We start from the raw sequence: 13489 nt of genomic DNA on the forward strand, positions 1-13489 counted from the left end.
TTACCTTCCCAAATAGACCGTTAAGATAGATAAATCAGCCGGTGATACCCCACTGATTCTGGAAGCTTGTCCAAGTGTTTCCGGACGGATTTTGTTAAGCTTTTGTTTTCCTTCATTGGATAGTGCGGTGATGGCCAGAAAGTCAAACTGAGTGGGGATGCGGAAATTTTCCATGTTTGAAAGTTTTTCTACCATCTGCTGCTCTTTGTCGATGTAGCTGTCGTATTTGATCTGAATTTCGGCTTGCTCCTGTACTTCCTTCGTGTACTTGCTAAGGCTTCTCCGCAAATCGTCATCGATGTTGACTAGTTCACTGATCCCTATTTGGGGTCTTTTCAGAAGTTTTTCGGCGCTTGTCTTTTCTTGAATCGTCGCAGTACCGATCGCTTCCAGACCACCGTTTGCCGTTTCTGGACTTAGTTTTTTCTGTTTCAGTTCGTTGATAAGTCCTGCAGTGGCGGACTTTTTGTCCAGCATTTTTTCCAATCGTTGATCTGAGGCTAGGCCAATTTCATGTCCTAACTTCGTCAGGCGAAGATCAGCGTTGTCCTGACGCAGGAGCAATCTGAATTCTGCTCTAGACGTGAACATCCTATATGGCTCCTCAGTGCCTTTATTGATCAAATCATCTATCAGTACACCTATGTAGGCATCGGAACGCTTGAGAACAAACGGATCTTTTTCTTGGACTTTAAGGCTCGCATTTATGCCAGCCATCAGGCCCTGCGATGCGGCTTCTTCGTATCCGGTGGTTCCGTTTATTTGCCCAGCAAAAAAGAGATTTTCAATCAGATGAGTTTCAAGGGAAAGTTTCAGCTGGGTTGGCGGAAAGAAATCATATTCGATCGCATATCCGGGACGGAACATCTTGGTATTTTCAAAGCCCGGGATGAGACGCAATGCTTTGTACTGTACGTCTTCCGGTAGAGAGGTGGAGAATCCGTTGACATAGATTTCGACAGTATCCCATCCTTCTGGTTCGACGAATATTTGGTGTCTTTCCCGCTCTGCAAATCGATTGATTTTATCCTCTATACTTGGGCAATATCTTGGACCAAGCCCTTGAATCCGACCATTGAACATCGGAGAGCGATCAAAACCTGTTTCTAAGGCCTGATGAACTTCCTTGCTTGTATAGGTAATCCAGCAGCTCCGTTGTTTTTTCAGAGGCTCTGTTGAATCCAAATAGGAGAATTTTTCCGGGTTTTCATCCCCGAATTGTTCTTCCATTTTAGTATAGTCCAAGCTGCGCCCATCGACTCTTGGCGGAGTTCCGGTTTTCATTCGTCCTGCTTCAAAGCCAAGTTGAACCAGCTGTTCTGTGATGCCTTTGGCTGCGGACTCCCCTGTTCTACCTCCACCAAATTGCTTTTCACCAATGTGAATCACGCCATTCAGGAATGTTCCGTTGGTAAGCACAACTGCATTTGATGGGATTTCTATACCGATTCCAGTTCTTACCCCGCATATTTTGCCGTCTTTCACCAATAGGCCGGATATCATTTCTTGCCAAAAGTCGACGTTTGGAGTGCTTTCTAAGGCCAGTCTCCATTCTTCAGCAAATCTCATTCGGTCATTTTGAGTGCGCGGCGACCACATGGCGGGACCTTTGGATCTGTTGAGCATTCTGAATTGGATCATGGATTTGTCTGATATGATCCCTGATCTTCCCCCCAGCGCATCAATTTCGCGTACAATTTGCCCTTTAGCCACACCTCCCATTGCTGGATTGCATGACATTTGGGCAATGGTGTTCATATTCATTGTGCAAAGGAGCACTTTTGAACCCATCATCGCTGCCGCGTGCGCGGCTTCGCAACCTGCGTGACCCGCTCCTACTACTATAACATCGTATGTTGGAAACATGCTTTTCTATATTGTGTTCCACGTGAAACACTGTCTTTTTGAAACGAATTTCATTCAAGGTTTCACGTGGAACAGTTAACTTTTTTCGTACAATTTGATGGCCAATCCTTCTTGAGTTCTCATAGCTTCGCTCTCATCCTTGGATTTGTCTTTGTATCCCATGAGATGAAAAAGACCGTGGCTGATGACTCGACTAAGTTCGCTGGCTTCGTCTTGCTGATGTTTTGAAGCGTTTTCTCTTACCCTATCAATACTTATAAAAATGTCACCTTCGATGACGTTCTCTTCTTCAGAATTGTCGAAAGTGATGATGTCTGTGTATGTGTGATGATTCAAATAGTCGACGTTGATCTGGTAGAGATATTCATCAGAGCAAAAGATATAATTCAGTTCGCCGATTTTGAAACCTTCAGATTGGGAAATTTTCTTCAGCCATGCCTTTCTTCGCAGTTTCTGGGGGAGGTCAAACTTGATCTCTTCCGAAAAGAAATTGATAGCCATAGTTAATCCATGTAAAAGGAGAGTACGGTCTTTTTGCCTCCATCTTCGAATCTCACTTCGTCGCTTAGATGACGAATGAGAAAGATCCCTCGCCCTCCCGGTTTTTCTATGTTTTCAGGTGCAGTAGGATCTTGAAGCGCTTGCATGTCGAATCCCTCGCCTTCATCCTCAATGATGAATTTAAGCTGATCGTCCTCCATTTTGAGTTCGAGGTGAACGAGCTTATTCTTGTCATTTTGATTGCCGTGAATGATCGCGTTGCTGATGCATTCCGTCACGGAAATCATAATGTTTCCGTAGATGTCATCGTTGATCTCAAATTTATCTTTTGCGTTGTCAATAAAGCTTTCGATGACTTTGATGTTCTCTATTAGAGACGGAATTGAGATTTTTATAGACTTCATCTGGGAATATTCTATGATTCAGTTCGTATTGATCGATTTTTATTCAATTTCTAGTACAACCGGACAATGATCCGAGTGTTTCACATTTGGCAAAATTACGGCACTTTTCAGTCTGTTTTGCAATGACTGGGTTGCCATGTGGTAGTCTATTCGCCAACCCAGATTTTTTGTGCGTGAGTTTGCTCTGTAACTCCACCAACTGTACTGATGAGGATTTGGATTGAAGTGGCGAAACGTGTCGATGAAACCAGACCCAGTGAACCGATCCATCCATGCTCGCTCGTCCGGTAGAAATCCGGATGAATTTTTGTTTGAAATAGGATTGTGGATATCAATCGGTCTGTGGCAAATGTTGTAGTCGCCGCTGAGTATTATCGAAGAATTGTCTCTTCTCAAATCCTGCATGTATCCGAAGACGTCGTCCAAAAACCCGTACTTGAACCCCTGCCGAATATCGCCCGTCGTCCCAGAAGGGAAATAGGAAGAAATGAAAGAGAAGTTTTCAAAATCAGCTTGGATCATCCTGCCCTCATCATCGTATCGATTCAGACTCATTCCATACCTTACTGCTTTCGGTTTGATTTTTGAGAAAATGGCGACTCCGCTGTATCCTTTTTTCACCGCCGGATACCAGTATAGCTCATAGCCCATATCTTGAACGATCGCCGCATCAATGTCTTTCTCTTGAGCCTTAATCTCCTGTAAACCAATGATATCTGGATTTTCTTCCCTCAGCCATTCTACAAAACCTTTGTTGATGGCAGAACGAATACCGTTGACGTTGTAAGAGATTAGTTTCATTCAAATTCAAATTTCGATTTGATATTCTTTTTCGAAATATTCCATTACTTGGATTTTCAAAAGCTTTTCTTGTTCAAGTAAATCAAAATGCGGCAAATCTTTGACTAGTTTCCAGTGTGGCCAGCCTTCCTGGTCAACGGAATCGAGTTCGTAAAACCCGGCATAGCTCAGCACCTTACAGACAGCAATGTGCATCAAGTCCTGCTTTTGTTCTTTGGAGAAGTTCTTGGTGCCCTTGCCCAATTCCTGGACGCCTATCAGAAAGAGTACGCCGTTCAGATCGTTTGGTTTTTTTCCAATGGTTTCTTTCAAGCCTTCTAACAGCTTAGACCAGCGTTTTTCGAGATCAAGATCGCGCTTAAACATAATTTAAGTTATTGATTTTCAAGTTCTTCCCAGTATTCTACAGCTCTTCTCAAGTGCGGGATGACGATCGATCCGCCGATTATCATGGCGATGGAAAATACCTCGAAGATTTCTTCCTTTTTCAGGCCGGCTTCGTGACTTTTTCCCAAATGATATTTGATGCAATCGTCGCATCTGAGCACCATCGAACAGGCCAAACCGATCATTTCCTTGGTCTTGACATCCAACGCGCCTTCCGAATAGGCATTCGTGTCGAGGTTGAAAAACCGCTTGATCACTTTGTTGTCTTCGGCCATGATTTTCTCATTCATCTTGGCTCGATAAGCGTTGAATTCTTCTATAAGATTCATTAACTTAAGGATTAATACTTTCCAGAGGGCAAATATACTGCATATTCCACCCTAAGGGTTAACAACAGAACTTTTTAGCGATGCGTTTACTTTTTTTGAAAGATTTTTTGGATCTCATTTTCCCCAGAAACTGTCCTCAGTGTGGAAAGTCTCTTTTCGATTTTGAGCCTTGCCTTTGTACGGTTTGCCAAGGGTCTCTTCCTGTAGCAAATTTTCACCTCAGGCCTTATGACAATGAGCTTACTTCGAAAGTCCGGGGACTGATGCGGGTAAACCGGGCGATGGCCTTTCTTCGATTTTCAAAAAAAGGGAATAGTCAAAAACTACTCCATCAGCTCAAGTACCGGAATAAGCCTGAGATTGGGGAGGAAATGGGTCGGCTGTATGGGTTGTCGCTGGCTCTGCAGGGTTATCAAGATGAATGGGATGTGATCGTGCCTGTGCCACTTCATCCCATGAAGCAAAAACGACGGGGATATAACCAAAGCGAAGTGTTTGGAAAAGGCCTGTCAAAAGCACTCAATATTAAGTTGGAAAATCTGCTCGAGCGCAAGAAATTCACCGAAACCCAGACCAAGAAGTCCCGAATCCAACGGCTTGACAACGTGGATGAAGTGTTTGACTTAAGAGCCGGTGAGAATATTGAAGGTCTTCGGATTCTTTTGGTCGATGACGTGATCACCACTGGCGCTACACTTTGCGCCTGTGCCAATGTGCTTTTGGGCTATGGCGCAAAACATGTAGATTTGGCAACCATCGCCGCCGGTGGTCAGTAATCTTTAGTAATGAACATCGACATCGAATTTCTCAAATACCCCATAGGCAAGTTTCAGAAACCAGCGACGATCACGTACGATCTGATCCAAGAGGCAATCGCCGTGATCAAATCCTTTCCGGCTCATATTTTCACAGCCGTCAGCCCACTTTCTATCGAACAATTGGATACTCCCTATCGGCCGGGCGGATGGACGGTCAGGCAGCTGGTACATCACTGTGCAGACAGCCACATGAATGCCTTTACCCGCTTTAAGCTGGCGCTGACGGAAGAGAATCCTACGATCAAACCGTATGACGAGGCTGCATGGGCCAGGCTAGCTGATGCGGATTTACCCATTGAGTCGTCATTGGCCATTATCAAAGCCATGCACCTTAAGTGGGGTGTTGTGCTGGATTCGATGAAGGAGGAAGATTTTAAGAAGACATACTTTCATCCGGAAAAGAAGCACAGCCAGGAATTGGCTGAAATCGTTTTGCTATACGCTTGGCATTCCCAGCATCACCTTTCTCATGTCCAGCATCTGATTTTGAGGGAAAAGTGGTGAAGTCAAAACATCTGCAACCATGAACGTTTCCCTCAAAAATCAACGAATTCTGGTCACCGGATCTTCCCGCGGAATCGGACGAGCGATAGCCAAGCAGCTTTCAGACTCCGGTGCCGAGGTGATTATTCATTGCAATGCGAACAAAGCTCAGGCAGAAAGCCTCTTGAGCGAACTCAAAAACCCCGCATTTATCGAGGCTTGTGATCTTTCTAAACCGGATGAAGTGATGGGATTCATTCCCCATCTAGTAAAAAAATATGGTCCGCTGACGGCTTTGGTCAACAATGCCGGAATCTCCACACCCGCCGCAGATTCCATGCCCACGGGTGAATGGCTTCAAGTTTGGGAAAAGGTCATGGCGGTAAATTCAACAGCGGTGGGAATACTTTCCAAGGAATTTATCGATCAAGCCAAGATCCATCACAACGGTAGAATTGTGATGATTTCGTCACGGGCGGCTTTCCGTGGCGATACGCCAGATTACTTGGCCTACGCGGCTAGGGCTCAATGGTGAGTTTGATAAGATCGATCGCCAGACATTACGGCAAGCAGGGAATAAAAGCATTCCTTATTGCGCCGGGGTTCACTCGAACGGATATGGCCGAGGAAATCTTGGCAGAGTACGGTGAAGATTTTGCGCTCAACGACATCGCGCTCAGAGAGCTGACCGTTCCAGAGGATATCGCGCCAATGGTGACGCTGCTGTGTTCCGGACTGGCAGATCACGCCACAGGAACTTCAATAGACATGAATGCCGGTTCGTATGTGAGGTAACCTGATTAAGAAAAAGGCAATTGGAAAAATCTTTGCCCATTTGCCATTCGTTTACTGGAGAAAGATGAGCAAAAGAGACCCCATATTCACTCCCGAGCTGGTGAAAGTGCTGAAGATCTTCATTTTTTCGTCCTTGGCATTGGTGCTGGTTCTCTCTTTTTTCAACGGATACCGTGCGAATAATTCAGGGGAAGACCGGACATTTCGAGTGACAGATTCCAAGTGGCTCTATTTTCAGAATGTCCGATCGATTCACTATGATCGAGAGATCCGGCAAGACGCTTCGATGACTTTGTTTAGACACCGAAACAGGCTGGAAACGGACACCTTGCCGAGCTTGGATTTGGTGATTATCTTAAATCCGGTCAAAGACGACGCCTATATCTATTTTGAACTCAAGAATGGCGAATGGCCGATTCAGATCAGGACGACATCCTCGGTAATCGTGGAAACCATCGATTTTGGCAATGGGAACAATCTGGATCATTTTAATTTGTTTAAAAAAATAGCTCCCTTAATTGAACAGAATGCCCAGTTTGAGCTGATTTTAGGAGAAGAACTCTACCCGCTCTGGGCGGAGGAAAAAGAGAAAGATGTATTAAAAACGGTCTCGGAGGACTATTTTAGACTTTTGGACATAACCAACTGATATGGAAAACACCACAAATCCTGGGCTGGAGCTCTTCAAGACCCAGATCGGGAAAAAGCTGGATAAAACTCCCTCCGCAGCAGGAAATTGGCTCGGGGGCACATTGCTAGAAATCGATCTTCATCATATCAAAGTCTCCTACACGATACGTCCGGATATGTGCAACCCGGGCAAGATTCTCCATGGAGGCATAGCTTCTCTGATGCTGGACGATGTGATCGGCATGGGGAATTTTGTGGCAGGATCGGAGTACCTGATGACCAGCATCAATCTCAATGTCGACTTTTTGTCTTCTGCCCAGATCGGAGAAACGCTCGAAGTGACGGCCAAACTTGTCCGTTCGGGCTCAAATCTGAATCACTGGGAAGCTGTGATAAAAAAATTGACAGGGAAAATAGTTGCCAAAGCCAGTTCCAACCTGATCAAGACGCACGTAAAACTAGGTGATTTGGGATTTTAATGACTCTGATCGAAGTTGAGAGGGTAATTTCTAAATTATAAGGCTATCCAATTTTAGAACTGCTCCAGCTTCACCATCAAATCCCAGACGGCGATTCCCAAAGAAACAGAGATATTCAGCGAATGTTTGGTTCCCAGCTGCGGTATTTCCAGGACTTGGTCACAGGCTTTCAACACCTCTTCTTCCACTCCGAACACCTCGTTTCCGAAGATTAGCGCATATTTTTTGCATTTTTCTGGAGAAAAATCATTCAGCTTCACGGAGTTTTCCACTTGCTCCAGCGCGCAAAGTCGATAGTTGGAGGCTTTCAGCTTTTCGATCGCCTCGGAGGTGTTAAGGCAGTATTCCCAGTCCACGGATTCAGTGGCACCCAAGGCAGTCTTCTGGATATCCCGATGGGGCGGTGTGCCGGTGATGCCACAGAGGAAGATTTTTTCGATCCGAAAGGCGTCTGCAGTGCGAAAGGCAGACCCAACATTATTCAGGCTGCGGACATTGTCCAAGACCAAGGTGATTGGTGATTTTTCGGTTTTCTTGAAATCCCCGACCGACAATCGATCCAGTTCTTCCATGCTTAATTTCTTCATCTTTTTTTGATCTCCTGCCCTAAACGGCTATTTTCAGGCCTTATTCCCGACTCAAAAGTACTACAATTCCCGTTTTATCCCCATGAGCAAATCCAAAGACAGAGAGGAAACTCCCCTGATGAAGCAATATAATGCCATCAAGGCTAAGCATCCCGGAGCTTTGTTGCTCTTCCGTGTCGGGGATTTTTACGAGACTTTTGGGGAAGATGCCGTCACAGCGAGCAAGGTTTTGGATATCGTTTTGACCAAAAGGGCAAACGGCTCAGCGTCGCATATTGAGCTGGCCGGTTTTCCACATCACTCCCTAGACAATTACCTGCCGAAGCTGGTGCGGGCCGGACATCGGGTTGCTATTTGCGATCAGTTAGAGGATCCCAAATCTGTCAAAGGAATTGTCAAGCGGGGCGTGACCGAACTGGTGACGCCGGGACTCTCCTACAACGACCAAGTCCTCGATACCCGCAAAAACAACTACTTGGCATCGATCCATTTTGGGAAGGAAAAGCATGGCATCGCCTTTTTGGATGTTTCCACAGGGGAGTTCATGTGTGCGGAAGGCAATGCGGCGTATCTGGATAAGTTGCTGCAAAGCTTTGCTCCTTCCGAGGTGATTTTTTCGAAAGCAGCTAAAAAGACAGCGGCCGAAATCATCAAAAACGACTTCATCACCTTTCATTGTGAAGATTGGGTGTATCAGTTTGATTTCGCTTACGAGAAGCTTAAAAATCACTTTGGCACAGCCAATTTGAAGGGTTTTGGAATCGAGGAACTCGAGTGTGGGATCGTTGCTGCCGGGGCGATTTTGTTTTATCTGGAAGAAACCGAGCACCGGGAAGTGCAACATATTTCGGCAATTTCCCGAATTGCAGTTGAGAAATATGTTTGGCTGGACAAGTTTACGATCCGCAATCTGGAGCTGGTTTTCCCCCAGCATGAGGGCGGGGTTCCGTTGATCCAAATCCTCGATCAGACCGTCACTCCGATGGGTTCGCGAATGATGAAAAAGTGGATGGTGCTACCGCTCAAGGAGAAGAAAGCCATCGAGGAGCGATTGAATGTGGTGGATTTTTTCTACCAAAACTCAGCCTTGATTGAGGATATCATCGCGCAGCTGCGACATATCGGAGACCTGGAGCGTCTGATTTCCAAAGTTGTCGTCGGTCGCGCAAATCCCCGTGAGATGAACCAGATCAAGCGGGCGTTGAAATCCACCCTTCCTATTAAAGAAATTCTAAAAAACCAGTCCAATGCTACGCTGAAGCGGCTTTCGGATCAGATCAATCCCTGTGAATTTTTGCTTGAAAAAATAGCCCGTGAACTCCAAGAAGACGCTCCGATGCTCGTGCATCAAGGCGGAGTGATCAATGACGGTGTAGACCCTGAGCTTGACGAGTACCGGGGTCTGGCTAATAAGGGCAAGGATTTTCTGGTTCAAATCCAACAGCGTGAGGTTCAGCAGACGGGGATTTCATCCTTGAAAATCTCTTACAACAAGGTCTTTGGCTACTACCTGGAGGTGACTCACGCCCACAAAGACAAGGTACCGCAGGAGTGGATCCGCAAGCAGACGCTCGTCAATGCCGAACGGTACATCACCCCTGAGTTGAAGGATTACGAGGAAAAAATTCTTCATGCCGAGGATCGTATGCTTGGCATCGAGCAGAAGTATTTCCTGGCGCTAGTTCAGGAAGCGGCGCAGTATGTCACCCAAATCCAGCAAAACGCGCGGGTCTTGGCCACGTTAGACTCGCTCCTTTCTTTTGCAAAAGTCGCGCTGAGCAACGCCTATGTCCGCCCTAAAATATCCGACACCGAGACCTTGGAGATCAAGGATGGACGGCATCCGGTGATCGAAAAGCAGCTCCCTCCGGGTGAGCACTACGTGCCCAACGACCTCTACCTCGATCATGACAGCCAGCAGATCATCATCATCACCGGGCCTAACATGGCCGGTAAGTCTGCCTTGCTTCGGCAAACTGCCCTGATCGTCCTGATGGCTCAGATGGGAAGCTTTGTACCCGCATCCTTTGCGAGGATCGGGATCATCGACAAAGTCTTCACCCGCGTGGGTGCTTCGGATAACCTATCCAAGGGCGAATCTACTTTTATGGTCGAGATGACTGAAACAGCCAGTATCCTAAACAATCTTTCGGATCGGAGCTTGGTCTTGATGGACGAGATTGGCCGCGGCACGTCGACCTATGACGGCATTTCGATTGCCTGGTCGATCGTGGAGTTCTTGCACAGCCATCCTACTTTCAAAGCGAAAACGTTATTTGCTACCCACTATCATGAGCTGAACCAGCTTGCGACAGATTTTCCACGGGTGAAAAACTTCAACGTGTCGGTGAAGGAAGTCGGGAACAAGGTGATCTTTATGCGAAAGCTGAAGGAAGGCGGAAGCGAGCACAGCTTTGGTATCCACGTGGCTCAAATGGCGGGAATGCCCAATCCCGTGGTCCTTCGCGCTGCCGAGATTATGGGGCATTTGGAAAAGGACAAAGCAGTCCAGGAGAAAAAAGAACACTTGAAATCCATCCCGAAGAATAATTATCAGCTTAGTATGTTTGAGATGGATCCGAAATTCACAGAGGCGAAACAGCTTCTGGATCAGATCGATATCAACGCCATCTCTCCTATCGAAGCGCTGTTAAAACTGCATGAAATAAAAAAGAGAATGGAATGATTCACATTTTTTTTCATATCTTAACTAGAATTTAATTAATTCAAAGAAAATAGGGTGCTTTTAGATGGATAAGGTATTACTCAAGGACCTGGAAAAACAGGATAAGTATACCAAGTTTTTTAAGGAATGGAAGGAGCAGGAATTCCAAGGAAAAATCGATGAACAAAAGCTCAAAGATGACTTGGCCGCTCTCAGCAAAAAGATTGGGATAAATGAAGGTCTGGTAATCGCCTGTTTCGATTATCGCAACTTGAGTTTAGCGTTTTTCACGGGCAATGTGGAAGAACTGACCGGTTATCCAGAGTCGATGTTTCGAAATAAAGGGATGGAGACATCGCTTACAATGATTCATCCGGAGGATCGGCCGGAGCTTTTTCGTTTTCAGCAGATCGTTTTCGAATCTTTCCATAACTTGTCCATTCCTGAGCGGCATACCTTCGAGTTTTCCTACACGACCCGATGGGTGCACCGCACGACCCAGGACGTGATCTGGATGACATCTAAGGTGAGACCTTACGTCATCGACGAAGCGGGCAATTTCATCATGGATTTGCACATCATCGTGCAGCTGTTTACTCCTCCCAAAACAAAAAACTACGATTGGAATTACACCTACACCAGTGATGAGGGGAAAAAGATCTTCGTCAGCAAAAACTCTCCTGTTGGCAAGACGGTAAAGATGACCGCAAAGGAGCGAGAGATCGTTGGATTTATCCTTGAAGGGAAAGAGTCCAAGGAGATCAGCGAAATCCTCAATATTTCAATAAATACAGTAGCGACCCACCGAAAGAATATTTTTAGGAAGCTGGGAGCCAAGAATGTCGGAGAAATGGTCAAAATTTTAGCCGCCAACGATTTTTGAAAAAGCCTGTAAATCAGGTCTATTTAGAGAATTTGTGGGCTTACAGGAAAAATTTCTTTAGAGCCGGCTTGTAAAATTATAATTGAGGCTTACCTTTGCATCCACAATTCACCCAGATCACGTTCTGGAAATTGCCTTAAGCGAGAGTAGCTCAGCTGGTAGAGCACGACCTTGCCAAGGTCGGGGTCGCGAGTTCGAATCTCGTCTCCCGCTCAACAAAGCCCTTGCAAAAGGGCTTTGTCGTTTCAGGACATTTCTAATTGGAGATGCACCTGACCCTCTACAGCCACGTAGAGTCTGCCGGGATGGTGGAATAGGTAGACACGCAAGACTTAAAATCTTGTGGGAGCAATCCCGTGCGGGTTCGATTCCCGCTCCTGGTACCGAGCCTCACAGCGATGTGGGGCTTTTTTAATAGAAAAAGCCTGACTTTAGAATAAAATCAGGCCGCTCGTTAGTGTGGGATTTACCTCTATAAAATTCCCTTCAAATCTGCCGGAGAATAACCAACCGACTTTAATGTTTTGCGGTCTCCTTCACGGAAGACCAAAAACAAATCTCCCTCCTTCTCATAGAAACAAGGTGTTCCTTTGGCTTCGTAATGCTTGACTGTAGCCTGGGCTTCTTCCTCGGTTTTGCAGGCTTTGCTCATGTTGGAGCGCTGCACTTCGTCAAAAAGGGCCTTGAATTTTTCCCCCAAACCAAACTCCAAAATCGCACCGGAAAGCACGTATTGGAGATCACACAAAGCGTCGGCGATTTCGACGATGTCTTTGTTTTCAATAGCCTCTTCCAGTTCTTTCAGCTCTTCTGCCAAAAGAGAAACCCGCAAGTTGCATCTTGTTTCGGAAGGAATCGTGGGTTCGGGAAGTACTGGGTGCTTGAATGTTTCGTGGAATAAAGCGACTGAAGTGAGTGACTTGGGGTCTTGCATGACTGGTAGAATTGATTGCCCGAAATAAATGAAAAAGACCGGGAATTCCGGCCTTTTTATGATTGGATTTGTCAGGGTAAATTACACCGAAGCAGCAGCAAATCGCTCGGCAACTGTGTTCCAGTTGACCACATTCCAAAATGCGGACACATAATCGGGGCGTTTGTTTTGATAGTTCAGGTAGTAGGCGTGCTCCCAGACATCGAGTCCGAGAAGAGGAGTTCCTTTGAAATCAGACACGTCCATAAGGGGATTGTCCTGATTGGCAGTAGAGCCCACAGCAAGCTTCTTGTCAGCACCCACTACGAGCCAAGCCCAGCCCGATCCAAATCTGGTCTTGGCAGCTGTGTCAAACTGGCTCACAAACTCATCGAAGCTTCCAAAAGAGGAATCGATCGCCGCAGCCAGGTCGCCGGTTGGCTTTCCGCCGGCGTTTGGCGCCATTACTTTCCAAAACAGTTCGTGGTTGTAGTGCCCGCCCCCGTTGTTTCTCATCTTGGTAGTGTACTTGGAGACTTCAGCGAGGACATCTTCCAAGGGTTTATTGGTGTCCACTTTCTCATCTGCGATAGCCTCTCCCAGACTTTTGGCATAGCTGGCGGCATGTTTGGTATAGTGGATTTCCATCGTCATCGCATCGATATTTGGAGCAAGTGCAGCGTAATCATACGCAAGCGGAGTCTGTGTAAAACTCGTGACCAAGACCGCTTTGTCTTCTCCATTTGCGTCGCCCGCACAAGCGCTCAATATTCCCGTTCCTGCCAGGCCAATAGCGAGGCTTGCTTTGGAAGTATTGGACAAAAATTCTCTTCGTGATAATCCGTTTTCAAGACCTTTCATGGTGGTATAGCTTTGGTTTATGTTTCTGATTAACGTTTGAAATTAGCCAATCCGTACCGGATTAAAAATTGATAGTCAGACATTACG

The 13489-nt window shown here is 46.1% G+C and carries 17 protein-coding genes and 2 tRNA genes; 10 read left to right on the top strand and 9 right to left on the bottom strand.

Going from position 1 to position 13489, the window contains the following annotated elements; all coding sequences use genetic code 11:
• The 6 genes from mnmG to G459_RS0108575 all read right to left on the bottom strand — a co-directional run bounded on the left by mnmG (position 1) and on the right by G459_RS0108575 (position 4288).
• On the bottom strand, positions 1–1866 hold the full coding sequence (mnmG, locus tag G459_RS0108550; protein WP_026967279.1) for a tRNA uridine-5-carboxymethylaminomethyl(34) synthesis enzyme MnmG: 1866 nt from the start codon (positions 1864–1866) through the stop codon (positions 1–3).
• Between the two features lie 75 nt (positions 1867–1941).
• Positions 1942–2367 (bottom strand): rRNA maturation RNase YbeY, encoded by a 426-nt coding sequence (gene ybeY / locus G459_RS0108555; protein WP_026967280.1) that lies wholly within the window; start codon positions 2365–2367, stop codon positions 1942–1944.
• Positions 2368–2369: 2 nt separating this feature from the next.
• Positions 2370–2771, bottom strand: a complete 402-nt coding sequence (locus G459_RS0108560) for an ATP-binding protein (RefSeq protein WP_026967281.1) — start codon at positions 2769–2771, stop codon at positions 2370–2372.
• Between the two features lie 39 nt (positions 2772–2810).
• Positions 2811–3572, bottom strand: a complete 762-nt coding sequence (locus tag G459_RS0108565; RefSeq protein ID WP_026967282.1) for an exodeoxyribonuclease III — start codon at positions 3570–3572, stop codon at positions 2811–2813.
• Between the two features lie 6 nt (positions 3573–3578).
• Positions 3579–3938: a hypothetical protein gene (locus G459_RS0108570; protein ID WP_026967283.1), complete on the bottom strand. Its 360-nt coding sequence runs from the start codon at positions 3936–3938 to the stop codon at positions 3579–3581.
• Positions 3939–3946: 8 nt separating this feature from the next.
• Positions 3947–4288 (bottom strand): carboxymuconolactone decarboxylase family protein, encoded by a 342-nt coding sequence (locus G459_RS0108575; RefSeq protein ID WP_026967284.1) that lies wholly within the window; start codon positions 4286–4288, stop codon positions 3947–3949.
• Positions 4289–4569: 281 nt separating this feature from the next.
• Here G459_RS0108575 and G459_RS0108580 point away from each other — a divergent pair, with 281 nt between their 5' ends.
• The 6 genes from G459_RS0108580 (at position 4570) to G459_RS0108600 (ending at position 7493) form a co-directional block, all read left to right on the top strand.
• Positions 4570–5064 (top strand): ComF family protein, encoded by a 495-nt coding sequence (locus G459_RS0108580; protein WP_342664323.1) that lies wholly within the window; start codon positions 4570–4572, stop codon positions 5062–5064.
• Between the two features lie 9 nt (positions 5065–5073).
• Positions 5074–5610 (top strand): YfiT family bacillithiol transferase, encoded by a 537-nt coding sequence (locus G459_RS0108585; protein WP_026967286.1) that lies wholly within the window; start codon positions 5074–5076, stop codon positions 5608–5610.
• A 19-nt stretch (positions 5611–5629) separates the two neighbouring features.
• Positions 5630–6124, top strand: coding sequence for an SDR family NAD(P)-dependent oxidoreductase (locus G459_RS27105; protein ID WP_342664324.1), 495 nt, complete (start codon positions 5630–5632; stop codon positions 6122–6124).
• Between the two features lie 2 nt (positions 6125–6126).
• Positions 6127–6384 carry an SDR family oxidoreductase gene (locus G459_RS30595; protein ID WP_342664325.1) on the top strand — a complete coding sequence of 86 codons (258 nt, stop codon included), beginning with the start codon at positions 6127–6129 and terminating at the stop codon, positions 6382–6384.
• A 64-nt stretch (positions 6385–6448) separates the two neighbouring features.
• Positions 6449–7033: a hypothetical protein gene (locus G459_RS0108595; protein WP_026967287.1), complete on the top strand. Its 585-nt coding sequence runs from the start codon at positions 6449–6451 to the stop codon at positions 7031–7033.
• Position 7034: 1 nt separating this feature from the next.
• Positions 7035–7493: a PaaI family thioesterase gene (locus tag G459_RS0108600; RefSeq protein WP_026967288.1), complete on the top strand. Its 459-nt coding sequence runs from the start codon at positions 7035–7037 to the stop codon at positions 7491–7493.
• 53 nt (positions 7494–7546) lie between these two features.
• On the opposite strand, the gene G459_RS0108605 is transcribed toward G459_RS0108600, so the two are convergent.
• Positions 7547–8080 (bottom strand): RNA methyltransferase, encoded by a 534-nt coding sequence (locus tag G459_RS0108605; RefSeq protein ID WP_035455471.1) that lies wholly within the window; start codon positions 8078–8080, stop codon positions 7547–7549.
• 82 nt (positions 8081–8162) lie between these two features.
• Here G459_RS0108605 and mutS point away from each other — a divergent pair, with 82 nt between their 5' ends.
• From mutS to G459_RS0108625, 4 genes are all read left to right on the top strand, one after another.
• Positions 8163–10766, top strand: coding sequence for a DNA mismatch repair protein MutS (gene mutS, locus G459_RS0108610; protein WP_026967290.1), 2604 nt, complete (start codon positions 8163–8165; stop codon positions 10764–10766).
• 64 nt (positions 10767–10830) lie between these two features.
• Entirely contained in the window at positions 10831–11628 is a 798-nt protein-coding gene (locus tag G459_RS0108615; RefSeq protein ID WP_026967291.1) for a LuxR C-terminal-related transcriptional regulator, read from the top strand.
• 140 nt (positions 11629–11768) lie between these two features.
• Positions 11769–11841, top strand: a tRNA-Gly gene (locus tag G459_RS0108620).
• Between the two features lie 86 nt (positions 11842–11927).
• Positions 11928–12011, top strand: a tRNA-Leu gene (locus tag G459_RS0108625).
• 89 nt (positions 12012–12100) lie between these two features.
• Here the strand turns inward: G459_RS0108625 and G459_RS0108630 are convergent.
• Together G459_RS0108630 and G459_RS0108635 are read right to left on the bottom strand one after the other, a co-directional pair.
• Positions 12101–12562, bottom strand: a complete 462-nt coding sequence (locus tag G459_RS0108630) for a pyrophosphohydrolase domain-containing protein (protein WP_026967292.1) — start codon at positions 12560–12562, stop codon at positions 12101–12103.
• A gap of 81 nt (positions 12563–12643) precedes the next feature.
• On the bottom strand, positions 12644–13402 hold the full coding sequence (locus G459_RS0108635) for a superoxide dismutase (protein WP_026967293.1): 759 nt from the start codon (positions 13400–13402) through the stop codon (positions 12644–12646).
• Positions 13403–13489: the final 87 nt, after the last annotated feature.

The sequence above is a fragment of the Algoriphagus terrigena DSM 22685 genome (assembly GCF_000429445.1).
GTDB lineage: Bacteria > Bacteroidota > Bacteroidia > Cytophagales > Cyclobacteriaceae > Algoriphagus > Algoriphagus terrigena.

What these genes read in the sequence shown, in the direction of transcription:
- mnmG (WP_026967279.1), bottom strand. Translation starts at nt 1,866, where the DNA reads ATGTTTCCAACATACGATGTTATAGTAGTAGGAGCGGGTCACGCAGGT.
- ybeY (WP_026967280.1), bottom strand. Translation starts at nt 2,367, where the DNA reads ATGGCTATCAATTTCTTTTCGGAAGAGATCAAGTTTGACCTCCCCCAG.
- G459_RS0108560 (WP_026967281.1), bottom strand. Translation starts at nt 2,771, where the DNA reads ATGAAGTCTATAAAAATCTCAATTCCGTCTCTAATAGAGAACATCAAA.
- G459_RS0108565 (WP_026967282.1), bottom strand. Translation starts at nt 3,572, where the DNA reads ATGAAACTAATCTCTTACAACGTCAACGGTATTCGTTCTGCCATCAAC.
- G459_RS0108570 (WP_026967283.1), bottom strand. Translation starts at nt 3,938, where the DNA reads ATGTTTAAGCGCGATCTTGATCTCGAAAAACGCTGGTCTAAGCTGTTA.
- G459_RS0108575 (WP_026967284.1), bottom strand. Translation starts at nt 4,288, where the DNA reads ATGAATCTTATAGAAGAATTCAACGCTTATCGAGCCAAGATGAATGAG.
- G459_RS0108580 (WP_342664323.1), top strand. Translation starts at nt 4,570, where the DNA reads ATGGCCTTTCTTCGATTTTCAAAAAAAGGGAATAGTCAAAAACTACTC.
- G459_RS0108585 (WP_026967286.1), top strand. Translation starts at nt 5,074, where the DNA reads ATGAACATCGACATCGAATTTCTCAAATACCCCATAGGCAAGTTTCAG.
- G459_RS27105 (WP_342664324.1), top strand. Translation starts at nt 5,630, where the DNA reads ATGAACGTTTCCCTCAAAAATCAACGAATTCTGGTCACCGGATCTTCC.
- G459_RS0108595 (WP_026967287.1), top strand. Translation starts at nt 6,449, where the DNA reads ATGAGCAAAAGAGACCCCATATTCACTCCCGAGCTGGTGAAAGTGCTG.
- G459_RS0108600 (WP_026967288.1), top strand. Translation starts at nt 7,035, where the DNA reads ATGGAAAACACCACAAATCCTGGGCTGGAGCTCTTCAAGACCCAGATC.
- G459_RS0108605 (WP_035455471.1), bottom strand. Translation starts at nt 8,080, where the DNA reads ATGAAGAAATTAAGCATGGAAGAACTGGATCGATTGTCGGTCGGGGAT.
- mutS (WP_026967290.1), top strand. Translation starts at nt 8,163, where the DNA reads ATGAGCAAATCCAAAGACAGAGAGGAAACTCCCCTGATGAAGCAATAT.
- G459_RS0108615 (WP_026967291.1), top strand. Translation starts at nt 10,831, where the DNA reads ATGGATAAGGTATTACTCAAGGACCTGGAAAAACAGGATAAGTATACC.
- G459_RS0108630 (WP_026967292.1), bottom strand. Translation starts at nt 12,562, where the DNA reads ATGCAAGACCCCAAGTCACTCACTTCAGTCGCTTTATTCCACGAAACA.
- G459_RS0108635 (WP_026967293.1), bottom strand. Translation starts at nt 13,402, where the DNA reads ATGAAAGGTCTTGAAAACGGATTATCACGAAGAGAATTTTTGTCCAAT.